Origin of the sequence: Pseudomonas sp. sp1636 (assembly GCF_030376615.1) — a bacterium.
Lineage (GTDB): Bacteria > Pseudomonadota > Gammaproteobacteria > Pseudomonadales > Pseudomonadaceae > Aquipseudomonas.
This window is the reverse complement of sequence record NZ_JARRAB010000010.1, coordinates 62,915-80,737: the sequence shown is the minus strand read 5'-3', so window position 1 is coordinate 80,737 and position 17,823 is coordinate 62,915. Positions and strand designations below refer to the sequence as shown.

Here is a 17,823-nt window from a genome sequence, read left to right as displayed (position 1 = left end):
GCATGATCCTCATACCCTCGCGAAACTTTCACCGAACCGGGACAGTGGCGAACGTGGGCAGCATTTACCTGATCAGACATGGCCAAGCCTCATTCGGCGCCGATGACTACGATGTGCTCTCGCCCATCGGTATTCGTCAGGCCGAAGTGCTGGGTGCGCACCTGGTCGAACTCGGTATTCGCATCGATCACAGCCTGAGCGGCGCCCTACGCCGGCAACAGCACACCGCCAGTGCCGTGTTGCAGCAACTGAGCGGCAGCGCTCAAGCACTGCCCGATCTGCAGGTGGACGCCGCCTTCAACGAGTTCGACGCCGACGCCGTGATCCGCAGCCTGCTCCCCGACCTGCTTGAGCAAGAACCCGAAGCCCTGCACGTGTTGCGCAATGGCGCGCAGCATCGTGCCGAGTTCCAACGCCTGTTCGCCCTGCTGATTGGCCGCTGGATTTCCGGCGAATACGATCAACCCGGTCTGCAAAGCTGGCCGGCATTCGTCGAACAGGTGCAGGGTGGCCTGACCCGCCTGTTGCAACAGGCCGATCACAAACACAACATCGCCGTCTTCACCTCCGGTGGCACCATCGCTGCACTGCTGCAGTTGATCACCGGCGTGCCAGCCGACAAAGCCTTCGAGTTGAACTGGCAAATCGTCAACACCTCGCTGAGCTGCCTGAAATTTCGCGGCAGCCAAGTGACCCTGGCCTCCTTCAACAGCCATGTGCATTTACAGCTGATGAAGGAGCCGGAGCTCATCACCTACCGCTGAGCTCCGGCCTACTGCACCCATAAGGGCGCAAGAAAACTCTGAAAATAAAGGAAGACATCATGAGCGTTGCAGACATCGTCAATACTATGCAGTCCAAATTCAACGCCGGCGCCGCTGCGGGCCTGGATCTGGTGTTCCAATTCAACATCGAAGACGGCGAAAACTACGCCCTGATCATCAAGGACGGTACCTGCACCGTTGAGAAAGGCGAAAACGCCAACGCCAACGTGACCCTGATCATGGACACCGAAACCCTCAAAGGCATCACCAGCGGCGAGACCGATGGCATGCAGGCCTTTATGGGCGGCAAACTGCGCGCCGAAGGCGACATGATGCTGGCCATGAAGCTGAGCGAACTGTTCCCGGTCTAAGCTTCACGAGCGCACAGTCGCAGAAAAAACCGGAGTCCTGTACTCCGGTTTTTTTTCGTCTGCCGACTAAGCCGGGCATCAATCAAGCGGCTTGATTGTGCGGCAACACGAGCGCCTATGCAGACGCGTATTGCTTGTTACGGCCAGGGTGCAGCATTAGATTAACCAATAACTTAGGGTCTGTTGCCGTTTCAGCGCAAGCGCTGAAACGGCAACAGACCCTAAGGCACCCATCATAAATAGAAGGGATACGCATGGCGCTTACTGACCAGTCCACTCGCATCCGCGAGGGTGAAGAACTCGACGCCGAGATCATCGACCAATACCTCAAGGCGCATATTCCCGGCCTGACTGGCCAACCGCAGATCAGCCAGTTCCCCGGCGGTGCGTCGAACCTCACTTACCTGCTCGAATACCCCGAGCAAGAACTCGTCCTGCGCCGCCCGCCCTTTGGCCACAAGGCCAAATCGGCTCACGACATGGGCCGCGAGTACCGCATTCTCAACCAGCTCTACGAGGCCTTTCCGTATTGCCCGAAAGCCTATGTGCACTGCACCGATGAGACTGTGATCGGCACCGAGTTCTATGTCATGCAGCGGGTCAACGGCATCATTCTGCGCTCGGACATGCCGGCCGAATTGAACTTCAGCCCCGCGCAGACGAGCGCACTGTGCAAGAGCTTTATCGACAAGCTGGTCGAGCTGCATAACGTCGACTATCAGGCCTGCGGCCTCGGCGACCTGGGCAAGCCGCAAGGCTACGTACAGCGGCAGATCGGCGGCTGGAGCGATAGATACGAAAAAGCCCTGACCCCCGACGCCCCGCTGTGGGAGCCGGTCAAGGCCTGGCTCAACGACAAGATGCCGGCCGACCACCCCAAGCCGGCTATCGTGCACAACGACTACCGCTTCGACAACGTGATCCTCGACCCGCACACCCCGAGCCAGATCATCGGTGTGCTGGATTGGGAGCTGACCACCCTCGGCGACCCGCTGATGGATCTGGGCAATACCCTCGCCTACTGGATCGAGGCCGGCGATCCCCCGCCGGTACAGCTGATGCGCCGCCAGCCGAGCAATGCGCCAGGCATGCTGACTCGCCAGGGGTTCGCCGATTACTACGCCGAACGCGCCGGCATCGAGATCAAGAGCATCGATTTCTACTACACCTACGGCCTGTTCCGCCTGGCCGGCATCGTCCAGCAGATCTACTACCGCTATTACCACGGCCAGACCCAGGACAAGCGCTTCGCCCAATTCGTGCAGATGAACAAACTGCTGGAGCAGATGAGCCTGCAGGTCATCGCCAAGTCGCAGCTGTAAATCGGCCGAACAGGCCTTCAATAACAAAGGAAACATCCATGACCAAGACCCAACTGTTCGACCTCGACGGCAAGATCGCGTTCGTTTCCGGCGCCAGCCGCGGTATCGGCGAGGCCACCGCCAAGCTACTGGCCCAGCAAGGCGCTCACGTGATCGTCTCCAGCCGCAAGCTCGATGGCTGCCAGGCCGTTGCCGACGCGATCATTGCCGAGGGTGGCCAATCGACCGCGATTGCCTGCCACATCGGCGAAATGGAGCAGATCCACAGCGTCTTCGCGCAGATCCGCGAACAGTTCGGCCGCCTCGACATCCTGGTCAACAACGCCGCCACCAACCCGCAGTTCGGTAACGTACTGGAGACCGACTTGGCGGCTTTCCAGAAGACCGTCGACGTCAACATCCGCGGCTATTACTTCATGTCCATCGAAGGCGGCAAACTGATGAAGGAAAACGGCGGCGGCAGCATCATCAACGTCGCCTCGATCAACGGCGTCAGCCCAGGTGAGATGCAGGGCATCTACTCGGTGAGCAAAGCCGCAGTGATCAGCATGACCAAGGTCTTTGCCAAGGAATGCGCGCAGTTCGGCATCCGCTGCAACGCCCTGCTGCCGGGCCTGACCGACACCAAGTTCGCCTCCGCACTGACCAAGAACGATGCCATCCTCAACCTGGCCCTGCAACGCATCCCGCTCAAGCGCGTGGCCGATCCGAGCGAAATGGCCGGTGCCGTGCTTTACCTGGCCAGCGACGCCTCCAGCTACACCACCGGGGTATCGCTGAACGTCGATGGCGGTTTTCTGTCCTGATAGAGATCAGTCGTTGAACAAGGGATCTGCGGATCCCTTTTGCGTGGCGCAGGCTTCAGCCCACTCGCCTTGTTCTACTGCCAATCCTGCAGTGCCTGTTTAGCCGCCTGGTTCATCGGCTGCGCCAACAGGCCGGTCGGTGTCAGGCTGACGCTGTACACCGCTTTGTCGGCAATCGGCAGGAAGGTGACTCGGCGGGCCTGGGCATCGAACATGAACAGGTCATGCCGGCCCAGGCGCAGCCAGCGCCACAGATCGACGCCATAGGGGCTTTGTGCCAGCTCGACTCGGGCCTGTTGGGCCAGCGCCTGTTGCTCGATGGAGAGGAAGCGCCCCGAGAGTTTCTCCAGGCGATAGCCCGGCTGCAACCCGATCAGGGCAGCGAGCCCCCGCCATTGTAAAAACCGCGCATCCAACTGCCACAAGTCGCCCTCGAGAAACACACTGCGCTCGCTCCCGCCTTCCAGCAGGTTGACCCGATAACGCGCGCCGTCGGCCTCGAAACTCAGGGTCACCAGCGGTTTGTCCTCCGGCAACGGCGCATAGCTATAGAGGTCATACGCCACCAGGCCGATGAAGCCGGCAAGCGCCACAAAGGCCAGGCCACAGGTGCCGCGCAACCAGCCGAGCAACCAGTGGCTATTGAGCAGAATTCGCGCGGCAATCAACACCGTCAACACTGCCAGCAGTGCCATCGCCCATGCCAAACCGTCGTATTGCATCGAGTCGATTCCTTACCCGTGAAAATGCCGGCATTATGCGCAGCAACCCCGCCTGCGAACAGCAGGTTCGCCGCACAATCGGACACAGGTCGTCTTTTCCATGCCCTTGCCTTTCGAGCTTGCCGTCGACCCGGCAACCCTCGCCGTTCTCGCCCTGGTGGCCTTCGTCGCCGGCTTTATCGATGCCATTGCCGGCGGCGGCGGCCTGTTGACCATTCCCGCCTTGCTGATGGCCGGTCTGCCGCCGCATCTGGTGCTGGGCACCAACAAGCTGTGCGCCACCTTTGGCTCGGCCATCGCCAGCTATACCTTCTACCGGCGCAAGCTGTTTGCTCCCCGGCCCTGGCGCAATGCGCTGATCGGCACCGCGATCGGCGCCCTGCTGGGAGCGACCCTGGTGCACTGGCTACCAGCTGCCTGGCTCAATCAATTGCTGCCGCTGGTGGTGTTTGCCTGTGGACTTTATCTGCTGTTCGGGCGCACCCCGGCGGCACCGCTCGTCGCCGACGCGCCTGTTGCGCAGGGCCGGCAGTGGCCGCAAAGCCTCGGTCTGGGCTTCTACGATGGCGTCGCCGGACCGGGCACCGGGGCGTTCTGGACGGTCAGCAGCCTGCTGCTCTACCCGCTGGATCTGGTTCGTGCCAGTGGCGTGGCGCGCAGCATGAACTTCGTTAGCAACGCCTGCGCCCTGGCGGTGTTCATCATCGCCGGGCAAGTGGCCTGGTTGCTCGGCATCAGCATGGGCATCGCCCTGATGGCCGGGGCATTTCTCGGCGCGCGCACGGCCATCCGCGGCGGCTCGAAATTCATCCGTCCAGTATTCATTCTGGTGGTGTTGGCCCTGGCCGCGCGGCTAGCCTGGCAGCACTGGTTCGGGCTGGCCTAGACGGCGCGCCACATACACATCGATCAGGTAGCGGGCAATCGAGCGCGCCGCCGGCAAGGGCGGCAACTGGTGCACGCTGAACCACTGCGCATCTTCGATCTCGTCGGCCTGCATGACGATCTCGCCAGACGCGTACTCGGCATGAAAACCGAGCATCAGCGAATGCGGAAACGGCCAGCCCTGGCTGCCGAGATACCGCGGGTTGCTGATCTCGACCCCCACCTCTTCGCGCACCTCGCGAACCACGCATTGTTCGACCGACTCGCCCGCCTCGACGAAACCGGCCAGGGTGCTATAGACCCCAGGGACGAAACGCGGCGATCGCGCCAGAAGGATTTCATCGTCGCGGGTGACCAGCACTATCATGCTCGGCGACAGGCGCGGATAGTGGTGCAACTCGCAACGCGGACAATGCATCGCCCGTTCGCCGGCGAAATGCAGCATGGCACCACCACAACTGCCACAAAAACGATGCTGGCGTGCCCAGGTGCCGATCTGCGTCGCGTAGCTGAGCAATTTGAAGGTCTCGGCATCGCCTTGCAGCATGAACTGGCGCAGGCTTTGCCAGCTGCAACCGGGCATATCGAGCGGTTCCTGCAACTCCAGCAGGTAGATGGCATCGCCGTCGAAATGACCGATGCCGTGTTCGGCGAGCACAGGCAACTCTTGCTTTTTCAGCCATTCGCGGGGGAACAGCACGCCATTGCCGTCCGCCAGGAAGTGTTGTTTACAATGCGCCACCGCCCAACCACCGGGCTGCTGGCTATCGAGTAAGGCGGGCTGCCAACGCTGAGTCATCTATGCGGCTACCGGTAAACCAAGGGCACGCACGCTGTCCGCGGCCAAATCGAGCACGCTTGGCTGGGTTTCCGGGCGCATTACCGCGCCCGCTTCCAGATAATATTCGAGACTGCTGAGTGCATCGGCAAGGGTTTCCAGCATTTGCTCGGAAGGCATCTGCGGCATTTCGAACATCTGCGTCTGGATGTATTCGGCGCAGGCGCCGACCAGCATGGCGGCCCGCTCCTGGCCGAGAAACCACAGCCCGCCGCGCACCGTCTGCAAACTGAACGGCACATTGGCCAGGTGCATGCGGTCGCCGCCGGTTTCCAGGTAGGCCGTGATCGCGCGTTTGGCCAGCGCCAGGCCGGCGCGGGCCTCATCGACCACGACGATGCGTGCTTCATTGAGCTGGTAGTAGGCGAAGGATTCGATTTCCTTGCCCGCTGGCGGCTGCTGCCCTGCACTCTGGTCGCGCCGCTCGCCGCGCTCCAGGCTGGACACCATGCCTTCGACATAGAGAACGGCATCGGCCAGTTTGAGCAGCTCCTGCTGTTGCGGTGCGTGCGCCTCACTCCAGCCTGCAACCATCTGCAGTTGCGCGTTCAACACATTGCCCGCCGAACTGAGGCCGACCATACCCAGGGTCTTGCTCAACTTGCCGAGCAAGGTATGCAGATTGCCGAGACTTTCAGCCTGCACGGTGCCCCGCTCGATCAGGTCGAGCATGTCCTTGAGGCTGGCCAACTCTTCGCGAATGGCCGAACTCAACGAGCGCATCACGGCCTGCCCGGGGCCAGCCAAGCGTTGGTATTCCTCTTCCAGCAGGTGGTCGGTAAATGGCAGCGAGGTCAGGCCAAACAGCTCGCGCACGGGCGTGGCCACCGAGCCGCGACTGTCGGCCAAGGCCACCAGATAAAGCAGTTCCTTGAGCAGGCTGCGCGGCGCTTCGTGCTGACTGTTGCCAAGGGCTTGCTTAAGTTCACGATCGATCCGCGAGAACAGCTGCTTGCGCGACTTGCGTGCCAATAACTGACCATCGAGCTGCGCCTCCACGGCCGCGGCGCCGATCCAGCACAAGCGGCCACGCGGTTCGTTGGCGTACAAACTGTCGAGCCGGCTCATGGCTCGACCCATCAATTTCAGACTGGCCTGTGGATTCTGTTCGCGAATAAACCCCAGCAAACCCACCTGATACATATGCCGCAAGCGCCGGCCTTCGCTCTCCTTGGCCGCCGCATCCAGGGCGGCCGGCGCGCTTCGCGGGCGCGCGTGGTCGAGGCGCACACTGAAGAAGAAGCTTTCCGGCAGCGCTGGCTGACCGCCGCCGGCCTGGCGCAGGTCATTGATCGCCGGCAGCAGCAACTCGGGCATTTCCTGGCGGTGCACTTCGACGTTTTCCAGATAACGGCGCAGCACATGCAGCGCATTGCTCAGCGCCGCGAGCTGCACATCGCGCTCCTCGCCAGCGCCGGCAGGAATGTCGGTGGCCTGCTCGAGCACTTCCTGAGCGAGCAACTCGGCACCGGTCAACTCGACCAGATTGAGCGTACCGCGAACTTGATGAAGGCTTTCCACCGCCTGCTGCAACAAGCTGCCGTTATGCCGCTCGGCAATGAAATGCTCAAGGCTCGACTCTGCCTCCTCCATGGTGGTGAACAGTTCGTTACGCACCAAACTCAGTGACGTGGCTCCAGAAACCATGCGCTAGTGCGCCTCCCGCGCCGGTAGAGAAGACAGACTGCGAAGCGGCATCAGTCGGCGAACTCCGGCTTCTGCTTGCTCATGTGCGCGGTCATGGCCACGCGCAGATCGGCCGACTGCAACATCGCGGCGTTCCAGGTGGCGATGTACTCGAGGCCGTCATCGACCCTATGGTCGCGCATATAGCGAATCATTTCCTTGGTGCCGCGGATGGCCACCGGCGACTTGGCGGCGATTTCGCGGGCGATTTCCATCACCCCGTCGAGCAGCGCGGAAGCATCGGCGAAGGTACGATTGACCAGGCCGATGCTGCGCGCTTCTTCGCCGTCGATGGTGCGCCCGGTGAAGGCCAGCTCGCGCATCATGCCGTCGCCGATAAGGCGCGGCAGACGCTGCAAGGTGCCGACGTCGGCGGCCATGCCCATGTCGATTTCCTTGATCGAGAACTGTGCGTCAAGGGTCGAATAGCGCATGTCGCAGGCCGAGACCAGGTCGATGGCGCCGCCCAGACAGTAGCCCTGGATCGCCGCCAGCACCGGCTTGCGGCAGTTGTCCACGGCGTTGAACGAGGCCTGCAATTCGAGGATCTTGCGCCGTAGCGCTTCGGCATTGCGGCCGACATCCTTGCCCAGTTGGGTGCCGACCTGGGCCAGCATCATCAGGTCGATACCAGAGGAAAAATGCTTGCCGGCGCCCGACAGCACCACCACCCGCACCTCGTCGGTGGCGTCGGCCCAGCGAAAGATCTCGATGATCTCCGCCCAGAAGTCGGCGTTCATGGCGTTGATTTTTTCCGGGCGATTGATCACCACGTGGGCGATCTTATCTGCCAACTCGACACTAAAGGCTTTGTAGTCGGACACGGCAGTCATCCTCTGCAATAAACGGCGCGCACGCGCCCAAGAACATTCTTGTGATTACAACCGCGCAACTATAACAAGCACGTCATAAATGTCGATGCCGGCCTCTGTGACGCAGAACACGCCATTGGGCTTAAGCGCTGTTAACTGTTGCCAGGAACCACTCGATCTGGCGCAGACAGCCGCACAAGGCGCGTAAGGCTGGCACGCCGTCCCGTCGACAACGCGCCTGCGCGTCTTACAGCCTGATGCAGTCGACCGTGTAGTCGCTGCCGCCGGGATCTTCGTTGCGTTGCAAGCCGTGCACGTCGGCGTCGAAGCCGGGGAAGCTGCGGTCGAAGGTGCGGGCGAACTCCAGGTAATCGATGATCGAGCGGGTGGCCGGGGTGAAGCGCTCGCCCGGCATGATCAACGGGATACCCGGCGGATAGGGCACCAGCATCACCGCCGCGATGCGCCCGTCGAGCCGATCGATAGGCACGGCCTCGACTTCGCCGCGTACCAGCTGGTTGTAGGCATCGGCGGGTTTCAGGGCGACTTCCGGCAGCACCGTGTACATGCGTTTCATGGCCTTGGCCGTGGCATTTTCCCCGTAGCAACGGTGCAGCGCATCGCACAGGTCGCGCAGGCCCATGCCGTGGTAATGCGCACCGCCCGCCTGGGCAATCGAGGGCAAGGCGACGGTCAGCGGCAGATTGACGTCGTAACTGCGCTTGAACTCCAGCAACTCGGTGAGCAGGGTGCTCCACTTGCCCTTGGTGATACCCATGGAAAACAGCACCAGGAAGGAGTACAGCCCGGTCTTCTCGACCACAAGGCCACGTTCCCAGAGGAACTTGCTGACCACCGCCGCCGGAATCCCGCACTGATCGAGCTTGCCGCCCGCGGTCAGGCCGGGGGTCACCAGGGTGACCTTGATCGGATCGAGCAGCACATAATCCTCGGCCACCTCGCCGAAGCCATGCCACTCGGCTTGCGGCTGCAGCAACCAGCTCGCGGTGGCCACTTCGTCGGCGCCCTCGGCCTGGGGCGGTTGCCAGATACTGAACCACCAATCGTCGGTGCTGAGGTTCTGCCGCAGATTGGCCAGGGCACGGCGGAAGCTCAGGGCCTCATCGAAGGTTTCCTGGATCAGCGAGCGCCCGGCCGGGCCTTCCATCATCGCCGAGGCCACATCCAGCGAGGCGATGATGCCGTACTGCGGCGAGGTCGAGATATGCATCATGAAGGCTTCGTTGAAGCGGTCGCGGTCCAGCTGGCGCGCACCGCCATCCTGCACATGGATCATCGAGGCCTGGCTGAACGCGGCCAGCAGCTTGTGCGTGGAGTGCGTGCTGAACACCAGCGGCGCATTGGCGGTGCGGGTCGTGCCCATGCCATAGCGCCCGGCGTAGAACTCGTGGAAGGCCGCATAGGCGTACCAGGCCTCGTCGAAATGCAGCACCTCGACGCTGTCGCCGAGGGTCTGCTTGATCAGCTCGGCGTTGTAACACAGGCCGTCGTAGGTCGAGTTGGTCACCACCACCAGCTTGATCATGGCCCCGCTGCTGCTGGGCACGCGGCCGCGCGGCTCACGGTTACAAGCAAGGGGGCTGGCGTCGATCTTGGCCTGAATCGACTCGCGGGAAAACTCGCTCAGCGGGATCGGCCCGATGATGCCCAGTTCGTTGCGCTCCGGACACAGGTACAGCGGAATCGCACCGGTCATGATGATCGCGTGGAGGATCGACTTGTGGCAGTTGCGGTCGACCAGCACCAGGTCGTCGCGCCCGACCATGCCGTGCCAGACGATCTTGTTGGCGGTCGAGGTGCCGTTGATCACGAAGTAGGTGTGGTCGGCGCCGAAGTTGCGCGCGGCGCGGGCCTCGGCCTCGGCCAAGGGGCCGGTGTGATCGAGCAGCGAACCCAGCTCCGGCACCGACACCGAGAGGTCGGAGCGCAGGGTGTTCTCGCCGAAGAACTGGTGGAAAGCCTGGCCGACCGGACTCTTGCGGTAGGCCACCCCGCCGCCATGGCCAGGGGTGTGCCAGGAGTAGTTGGATTGTGCGGTGTGCTGCACCAGCGCCTTGAAGAATGGCGGTAGCAGGCAGTCCAGATAATTGCGCGCGGCGCGGGCGACCTGGCGGGCGAGGAACGCCACCGTGTCCTCGAACAGGTAAAGAATGCCGCGCAACTGGTTGAGGTCGGCCATGGCTTCGGCCGGCGCGTTCTCGATGGTCACCTGTTCGCCGAGGGCGAAGATCGGCAACTGCGGCGCACGCCGGCGGGCGATGCGGATCAACTCGACCATGTCCTGCAGCAGGTGCTTGTTCTCCCCCGCGCCCTCGGCAGTCACCAGAATGCAGGCGAGGCCGTGATGGGTCGAGGCGACGATTCGCCCTTCGGCGGAGCTGGCGGTGGACAGGATGCTGAAACCGTCCTGCTCCAGTTCGCGAGCGATGGCACGCACCCGATCGCCGGCCACGGTGTCGGCCTTGATATCGCGGTGCACGATCAGCACGGGAAACTTGAGGTCTTTATACATGGGGCAATCCGGCATCCACTGAGCAATTGGGCAACTGCACTCAGTAAACACCATGCGATGCCCTTTTAGGAAACCAGGCGAACTGGCGTTGCCCATGCTTCGCCTAAGCAGGCGCTACATATCGCAGCAATTGTTAGTCATTTAGCAGCAGCAATTCATCTAATTGCTATTTTATAAGCCTTATCGTCGAGTTTATTGCTCTCTAGACTGGCCTGGTCGCAACCTAATCTCTGGAGAGAATAACAATGAAGGTACTCCTGCTCGGCGCTGGCCACATCGGTTACACCATCGCGCAACTGCTGCAACAATCCGGCGATTACCAAGTGATCGTGGCCGATCGCGAAGTCAACTCGCTGAATGCCATCGCCAAACTAGGAATCGCCACCCTCGAACTGGATTCGACCGACAGCGCTGCCCTCGAGGCGGCCATGCGCGACCAGGACGCGGTGCTCAATGCCCTGCCCTACCACATGGCGATCGGCGTGGCCCAGGCGGCGAAGAACAGCGCCACCCACTACTTCGACCTGACCGAAGACGTCCACGCGACCAAGACCATCATGGAGCTGGCCAAGGATGCCAAGACCGCCTTCATGCCGCAGTGCGGCCTGGCGCCGGGCTTCATCGGCATCGCCGCCCACTCCCTGGCGCGCGATTTCGACAGCGTACGCGAAGTGAAGATGCGCGTCGGCGCCCTGCCGGAGTTCCCCACCAATGCCCTCAAGTACAACCTGACTTGGAGCGTCGACGGTCTGGTCAACGAGTACTGCCACCCCTGCGAGGCGATCCGCAACGGTAAGCTGCAGATGGTTCAGCCGCTCGAGGGCCTGGAGCACTTCTCCCTCGACGGCGTCGAGTACGAGGCCTTCAACACCTCCGGCGGCCTGGGCACCCTGTGCGAGACCCTGCAGGGCAAGGTCGAGGTACTCGACTACAAGACCGTGCGCTATCCGGGCCACCGCGACCTGATGAAGTTCCTCCTGGAAGACCTGCGCTTGGCCGGCCATCAGGACAAGCTCAAGGACATCCTGCGCGGCGCCGTGCCCAGCACCATGCAGGACGTAGTGCTGGTGTTCGTCACCGTCAACGGCATGAAGGACGGCAAGCTGGTGCAGCAGGTGTTCAGCCGCAAGATCTTCGCCGCGGTGCAGAACGGCCGCCTGACCAGCGCCATCCAGATCACCACCGCCGCCGGCATCTGCGCGGCACTCGACCTGTTCCGCGAGCAGCGCCTCCCGCAGGCGGGCTTCATCAGCCAGGAGCAGGTATCCCTGGACGACTTCCTCGCCAACCGTTTCGGCCTGGCCTACGAAGAGCACAGCGACCAGGCCCAGGACGCCGCCTGAGTTCCCTCCCGGCGTGCAGCGGCCCCTCGCTGCACGCCAGGCATGGATAAGCGGCGGTCTTTCGTTACTGGGAAGACTCGCATTCCGGTGCTGCAAAAACCGGCTCGCAGGCGCTATGCCAGCGGGCCTTTTGGCGCTTGCCGCCGGGTCATATCGAGTCGTTTTCGGAATGATGCGAGTCCCTATTTTCGTTTGCTGGATGCTTAGGCGAACTGCTTCCATCGAGCCCAGAGATGCCCTGACGCACGAGCAGAGGGCAGGCAACATTGGCTCTGCAGCGGGCCAGGCTGACGCAATGCTGAACGCCGGCGACGCATAACCGGCAGCAGTGCCCAGCGTGACCCGGCAGTATCCGTTACGCGAAAAAAGAATAATAAGAGGTGCTTCAATGACTGGTTCCCCAGCTGCACTGGAAATCCGCGACCTGCACAAACGCTACGGCGCGCACGAGGTGCTCAAGGGCATTTCCCTCACCGCCCGCGACGGCGACGTCATCTCCATCCTCGGCTCGTCCGGCTCCGGCAAGTCGACCTTCCTGCGCTGCATCAACCTGCTGGAATCGCCCCATCAGGGCCAGATCCTGGTCAACGGCGAAGAGCTGCGCCTGAAGAAAGGCCACGACGGCGCCCTGGTCGCGGCCAGCAGCCAGCAGATCAACCGGCTGCGCAGCGAAATCGGCTTCGTCTTCCAGAGCTTCAACCTGTGGCCGCACATGAGCGTGCTCGACAACATCACCGAGGCGCCGCGCCGGGTGCTCGGCCTGAGCAAGGCCGAAGCCGTCGAGCGGGCCGAGGCGCTATTGGCCAAGGTCGGCATCGCCGACAAGCGCCACGTCTACCCCAACCAGCTCTCCGGCGGCCAGCAGCAGCGCGCGGCCATCGCCCGCACCCTGTGCATGGAGCCCAAGGTGATCCTGTTCGACGAGCCGACCTCGGCCCTCGACCCGGAAATGGTTCAGGAAGTCCTCAGCGTGATCCGCGCCCTGGCCGATGAAGGCCGCACCATGCTGCTGGTCACCCACGAAATGAACTTCGCCCGCCAGGTGTCGAGCGAAGTGGTGTTCCTCCACCAGGGGCTGGTGGAGGAACAGGGCACGCCGGCCCAGGTGTTCGATAACCCGAGCTCGGCGCGCTGCAAGCAGTTCATGTCCAGCAATCATTAACGGAGCGTCATCGCATGCATAAATACAAGAAAATCTTGCTGACCACCGCCGCGACCCTGGCTTTCGCCAGCAGCGTCGTTGCCGCCGACAAACTGAAGATCGGCACCGAAGGTGCCTACCCACCCTTCAACCTGATCGACGCCAGCGGCCAGGCGGTCGGCTTCGATGTGGAGATCGCCCAGGCGCTGTGCGCCACCATGCAGACCGAGTGCGAAGTGGTCACCTCCGACTGGGACGGCATAATCCCGGCGCTCAACGCCAAGAAATTCGACGCCATCGTCGCCTCCATGTCGATCACCGAGGAGCGCATGCAGGCGGTCGACTTCACCGCGCCCTACTACACCAACAAGCTGCAGTTCATCGCCCCGAAAGGCGCCGAGTTCAAGACCGACACCGCCAGCCTCAAAGGCAAGGTGATAGGTGCGCAGCGCGCCACCATCGCCGGCACCTGGCTGGAAGACAACCTCGGCGAGGTGGTCGACATCAAGTTGTACGACACCCAGGAGAACGCCTACCTCGACCTCACCTCGGGCCGCCTCGACGGCGTGCTGGCCGACACCTTCGTCAACTGGGAATGGCTCAAGAGCGACGCCGGCAAGGGCTTCGAGTTCAAGGGCGAGCCGGTGTTCGACAACGACAAGATCGGCATCGCCGTGCGCAAGGACGATCCGCTGCGCGGAAAGTTGAATGCCGCACTCAAGGCAATTGTCGCCGACGGCACCTACAAGAAGATCAACGACAAGTATTTCCCCTTCAGCATCTACTGACCGGCCTGACAGGCGCGGCGCCTGTCGCGCCGTGCCTGTCCCTGAGGTGGTACCAACTATGACTCTCGATCTCTACGGCTTCGGCCCGGCGCTGCTGGCCGGCGCCCTGATGACCATCAAGCTGGCATTGTCGGCACTCTCACTGGGCCTGGTACTCGGCCTGCTCGGCGCGCTGGCCAAGACCTCGCCGTACAAGTCGCTGCAATGGCTGGGCGGCACCTATTCGACCCTGGTGCGCGGTATCCCCGAGCTGCTCTGGGTGCTGCTGATCTACTTCGGCACGGTCAGCCTGCTGCGCAGCCTGGCCGACCTGCTCGGCATCGCCAGCCTGGAACTGAACCCCTTCGCCGCCGGCACCATCGCCCTCGGCCTGTGCTTCGGCGCCTACGCCACCGAGGTGTTCCGCGGCGCCATCCTGGCCATCCCCAAGGGCCATCGCGAGGCCGGCCAAGCCCTCGGCCTGTCCAAACCGCGGATTCTCTGGCGCCTGATCCTGCCGCAGATGTGGCGCATCGCCCTGCCCGGCCTGGGCAACCTGTTCATGATCCTGATGAAGGACACCGCCCTGATCTCGGTGATCGGCCTGGAGGAAATCATGCGCCGCTCGCAGATCGCCGTGACCTCGAGCAAGGAGCCGTTCACCTTCTTCCTGGTGGCCGCCTTCATCTACCTGAGCCTCACCATCCTCGCCATGATCGGCCTGCACCTGCTCGAGAAGCGTGCCAGCCAGGGTTTCGTTAGGAGCGCCGCATGAACTGGGAATTGATCATCAAGTGGCTGCCGAAGATCGCCGAAGGCGCCATGCTGACCCTGGAACTGGTGGCCATCGCGGTGATCGCCGGCCTGCTCCTGGCCATTCCTCTGGGCATTGCCCGGGCCTCGCGGCACTGGTGGCTGCGCGCCCTGCCCTACGCCTACATCTTCTTCTTTCGCGGCACCCCGCTGCTGGTGCAGCTGTTCCTGGTCTACTACGGCCTGGCCCAGTTCGAGGCGGTGCGCGAGGGGCCGCTGTGGCCGCTGCTGCGCGATGCCTACTGGTGCGCGGTGGTCACCCTGACCCTGCACACGGCCGCCTATATCGCCGAAATCCTGCGCGGTTCGATCCAGGCCATTCCGCCCGGCGAGATCGAGGCGGCGCGGGCCCTGGGCATGTCCAACCTGCGCACCCTGGTGCACATCATCCTGCCGCGTGCGGCGCGCATCGGCCTGCCGGCCTACAGCAACGAGGTGATCCTGATGCTCAAGGCCAGCGCCCTGGCCAGCACCATCACCCTGCTGGAGCTGACCGGCATGTCGCGCACCATCATCGCCCGCACCTACCAGCCGGTGGAGATCTTCTTCGCCGCCGGGGTGTTCTACCTGGTCGCCGCCTACCTGCTGGTGCAGGCTTTCCGCCTGCTGGAGCGGCGCCTGCGGGTGGACGCCTGCCAGGGTCGCTGACGCCACGCTCAGCAGTCATAAATCGGTGCGCACGGCGCACCCTACGCCCGGCCGCCCACAGCGGGCCGGGCGGCGTTTTTGCTAAGATGCCGCACCTTCTCACCCTCTGCCTGGTAGCCCCGCGATGCCCGAGTTTTCCCCCGTTCGCCTGGACGATATCGACCGCCAGTTGATCGCCGCCCTGCAACTCAATGCCCGCGAGAGCGTCGCCATGCTCGCGCGCAAGCTGGGCATCGCCCGCACCACGGTGATCTCGCGGATCGCCCGCCTGGAGAAGAACAAGATCATCACCGGTTATGGCCTGCGTCTGGGCCAACGGGTTTTGGATGGCGGCCTGCAGGCCTATGTCGGCATCACCCTGCAGCCGCGCTCGGGCAAGGAAGTGCTGCGCCGGCTGACCCACATGGCCGAGGTCCAGCAGCTGTGCACGGTCAGTGGCGAGTTCGATTTCGTCGCCTGGCTGCGCGCCGAATCGCCGGAACGGCTCGACGAACTGCTCGATGAGATAGGCGCGGTGGATGGGGTGGAGAAGACCACCACCTCGATCATCCTGTCCTGCAAGCTGGATCGCGGACAGAAGCTCTAGCAGGCCGCTGAAATACCACCTACGTTTTTCAACGGCCTGCTAGGACTGAGAACGGCGGGCGCCGAGCGCGCCCGCCCAAACCATCAGGACTGCGCCAGGGCCTGCGCGCGGATCTGACTGAGACTCTGCCGCGGGGTCAGCGCCTCGGGGTCGACGCGGATTTCGATCAGTGCCGGCATGCCGGCCTGGGCGGCGCGCTCGAAGGCCGCCGGGAACTCTGCGGTGGCGGCCACCACCTCGCCATGCACGCCATAGGCCCGCGCCAGGGCGGCGAAGTCCGGATTATGCAGCGTGGTGCCGGATACCCGTCCAGGATAGTGGCGTTCCTGGTGCATGCGGATGGTGCCGTACATGCCGTTGTTGACCACTATGACGATCAGGTTGGCACCGTACTGGGCCGCGGTGGCCAGTTCCTGGCCATTCATCATGAAGCAGCCATCGCCGGCAAAGGCCACCACCATGCGCTGCGGCGCGCTGATCTTGGCGGCGATGCCGGCCGGCACGCCGTAGCCCATCGAACCGTTGGTCGGCCCCAACTGGGTGCGAAAACCGCGGTACTGGTAGAAACGCTGAACCCAGACCGCATAGTTGCCGGCACCATTGGTCAGGATGGCGTCGCTCGGCAGGCGCTCACGCAGCCAGGCCATGATCTCGCCGAGCTGCACCGGCCCCGGCGAAGGCGGACAGTCGAGATTGGCCAGGTAGTGGCCATTGAGGCTGTGGATCCAGTCGGCATGGCGCGGATTGCGGTCGGGCGCGAGCGTGGCGGCCTGGGCGGCGAAGGCCGCCATGCCGCTGTTGATCGCCAGGGTCGGCTGATAGACCCGGCCCAGTTCCTCGATCCCGGCGTGCACATGCACCAGTTGCTGGCGCGGCACGGGAATCTCCAGCAGGCTGTAGCCGCCGGAGGTGATCTCGCCCATGCGCGCGCCGACCACCAGCAGCAGGTCGGCATCGCGCACCGCCTGCAGCAGTTTCGGCCCGGCCGCCAGGCCGAGGTCGCCGGCGTAGTTAGGATGGCCATTGTCGAACAGATCCTGGCAGCGGAACGAGGCCGCCACCGGCAACTGCCGGCGCTCGGCGAAGCGCTGGATGTCTGCGACCGCCGCGGCAGTCCAGCCGCCGCCACCGACGATCAGCAAGGGCCGCTGGGCCTGGTTCAGCAGCTCGTCCATGGCTTGCAGGTCGGCCGCGGCCGGACTCGCCTCGATGCGCCGACAAGGCCCGGCATCGGCCACCGCGACGCAATCGGTGAGCATGTCCTCCGGCAACGCCACCACCACCGGCCCGGGCCGGCCGTTGACGGCGCGGTGGAAGGCTTGGCTGAGCAACTCCGGCAGGCGCCGGGCATCGTCGACCTGCACCACCCACTTGGCCAGCTGGCCGAACATGCGCCGGTAGTCGATTTCCTGGAAGGCCTCGCGGTCCATCTGGTCGCGGGCCACCTGGCCGATGAACAGGATCATCGGCGTCGAGTCCTGGTAGGCGGTGTGCACGCCCACAGAGGCATTGGTGGCGCCGGGGCCGCGGGTGACGAAGCAGATCCCCGGTTTACCGGTCAGCTTGCCGTAAGCCTCGGCCATATAGGCGGCGCCGCCTTCCTGGCGGCAGACCACCAGGTCGATCTCGTCGCGGGCATCGTGCAGGGCATCGAGCACCGCCAGGTAGCTCTCCCCCGGCACGCAAAACGCGCGTTCGACGCCATTGATGCGCAAGGCATCGACCAGAATCTGCCCGCCGCTGCGGACGCCCTTGCTGTTATCCATGATGCGACTCCTCGAAAACG

Annotated in this window: 17 protein-coding genes; 11 read left to right on the top strand and 6 right to left on the bottom strand. The window is 63.4% G+C overall.

What is annotated here, in order from left to right; genetic code table 11:
* The first annotated feature begins 53 nt into the window (after positions 1–53).
* The 4 genes from P8H27_RS11855 to P8H27_RS11840 all read left to right on the top strand — a co-directional run bounded on the left by P8H27_RS11855 (position 54) and on the right by P8H27_RS11840 (position 3,263).
* Positions 54–764 (top strand): histidine phosphatase family protein, encoded by a 711-nt coding sequence (locus P8H27_RS11855; RefSeq protein ID WP_289637732.1) that lies wholly within the window; start codon positions 54–56, stop codon positions 762–764.
* Positions 765–820: 56 nt separating this feature from the next.
* Complete coding sequence (locus P8H27_RS11850; protein WP_289637858.1) at positions 821–1,135, top strand: SCP2 sterol-binding domain-containing protein; 315 nt, start codon at positions 821–823, stop codon at positions 1,133–1,135.
* Between the two features lie 254 nt (positions 1,136–1,389).
* Positions 1,390–2,457, top strand: a complete 1,068-nt coding sequence (locus tag P8H27_RS11845; RefSeq protein ID WP_289637730.1) for a phosphotransferase family protein — start codon at positions 1,390–1,392, stop codon at positions 2,455–2,457.
* A gap of 38 nt (positions 2,458–2,495) precedes the next feature.
* A complete protein-coding gene (locus P8H27_RS11840; RefSeq protein ID WP_289637728.1) occupies positions 2,496–3,263 on the top strand; it encodes an SDR family oxidoreductase in 768 nt (255 codons plus the stop codon).
* A gap of 74 nt (positions 3,264–3,337) precedes the next feature.
* Here the strand turns inward: P8H27_RS11840 and P8H27_RS11835 are convergent, their stop codons facing one another.
* Positions 3,338–3,985, bottom strand: a complete 648-nt coding sequence (locus P8H27_RS11835; protein ID WP_289637725.1) for a hypothetical protein — start codon at positions 3,983–3,985, stop codon at positions 3,338–3,340.
* Positions 3,986–4,091: 106 nt separating this feature from the next.
* On the opposite strand from P8H27_RS11835, the gene P8H27_RS11830 reads away from it, so the two are divergent.
* Entirely contained in the window at positions 4,092–4,871 is a 780-nt protein-coding gene (locus P8H27_RS11830) for a TSUP family transporter (RefSeq protein ID WP_289637857.1), read from the top strand.
* Here P8H27_RS11830 and nudC read toward each other — a convergent pair.
* The 4 genes from nudC to P8H27_RS11810 form a co-directional block, all read right to left on the bottom strand.
* Positions 4,839–5,669, bottom strand: coding sequence for an NAD(+) diphosphatase (nudC, locus tag P8H27_RS11825; RefSeq protein WP_289637723.1), 831 nt, complete (start codon positions 5,667–5,669; stop codon positions 4,839–4,841). The genes P8H27_RS11830 and nudC overlap by 33 nt on opposite strands.
* On the bottom strand, positions 5,670–7,355 hold the full coding sequence (locus tag P8H27_RS11820) for a ferrous iron transporter B (RefSeq protein ID WP_289637721.1): 1,686 nt from the start codon (positions 7,353–7,355) through the stop codon (positions 5,670–5,672).
* Between the two features lie 50 nt (positions 7,356–7,405).
* Positions 7,406–8,218 (bottom strand): crotonase/enoyl-CoA hydratase family protein, encoded by an 813-nt coding sequence (locus tag P8H27_RS11815; RefSeq protein ID WP_289637719.1) that lies wholly within the window; start codon positions 8,216–8,218, stop codon positions 7,406–7,408.
* 235 nt (positions 8,219–8,453) lie between these two features.
* Positions 8,454–10,739 carry an Orn/Lys/Arg decarboxylase N-terminal domain-containing protein gene (locus P8H27_RS11810; RefSeq protein ID WP_289637717.1) on the bottom strand — a complete coding sequence of 762 codons (2,286 nt, stop codon included), beginning with the start codon at positions 10,737–10,739 and terminating at the stop codon, positions 8,454–8,456.
* Between the two features lie 245 nt (positions 10,740–10,984).
* Between P8H27_RS11810 and P8H27_RS11805 the strand changes: the two genes are divergently transcribed.
* The 6 genes from P8H27_RS11805 (at position 10,985) to P8H27_RS11780 (ending at position 16,037) form a co-directional block, all read left to right on the top strand.
* Positions 10,985–12,082: a saccharopine dehydrogenase family protein gene (locus P8H27_RS11805; RefSeq protein ID WP_289637715.1), complete on the top strand. Its 1,098-nt coding sequence runs from the start codon at positions 10,985–10,987 to the stop codon at positions 12,080–12,082.
* 388 nt (positions 12,083–12,470) lie between these two features.
* The gene (locus tag P8H27_RS11800) at positions 12,471–13,244 is read left to right on the top strand and encodes an ABC transporter ATP-binding protein (RefSeq protein ID WP_289637713.1); all 774 of its coding nucleotides are present in this window, start codon (positions 12,471–12,473) and stop codon (positions 13,242–13,244) included.
* A gap of 14 nt (positions 13,245–13,258) precedes the next feature.
* Positions 13,259–14,011 (top strand): ABC transporter substrate-binding protein, encoded by a 753-nt coding sequence (locus P8H27_RS11795; RefSeq protein WP_289637711.1) that lies wholly within the window; start codon positions 13,259–13,261, stop codon positions 14,009–14,011.
* A gap of 58 nt (positions 14,012–14,069) precedes the next feature.
* On the top strand, positions 14,070–14,765 hold the full coding sequence (locus P8H27_RS11790; RefSeq protein WP_289637709.1) for an ABC transporter permease: 696 nt from the start codon (positions 14,070–14,072) through the stop codon (positions 14,763–14,765).
* Entirely contained in the window at positions 14,762–15,451 is a 690-nt protein-coding gene (locus P8H27_RS11785) for an ABC transporter permease (protein ID WP_289637707.1), read from the top strand. The genes P8H27_RS11790 and P8H27_RS11785 overlap by 4 nt, the downstream gene beginning before the upstream one ends.
* 124 nt (positions 15,452–15,575) lie before the next feature.
* Positions 15,576–16,037 (top strand): Lrp/AsnC family transcriptional regulator, encoded by a 462-nt coding sequence (locus tag P8H27_RS11780; RefSeq protein WP_289637705.1) that lies wholly within the window; start codon positions 15,576–15,578, stop codon positions 16,035–16,037.
* An 83-nt stretch (positions 16,038–16,120) separates the two neighbouring features.
* On the opposite strand, the gene P8H27_RS11775 is transcribed toward P8H27_RS11780, so the two are convergent.
* Complete coding sequence (locus P8H27_RS11775) at positions 16,121–17,803, bottom strand: thiamine pyrophosphate-binding protein (RefSeq protein ID WP_289637703.1); 1,683 nt, start codon at positions 17,801–17,803, stop codon at positions 16,121–16,123.
* Positions 17,804–17,823: the final 20 nt, after the last annotated feature.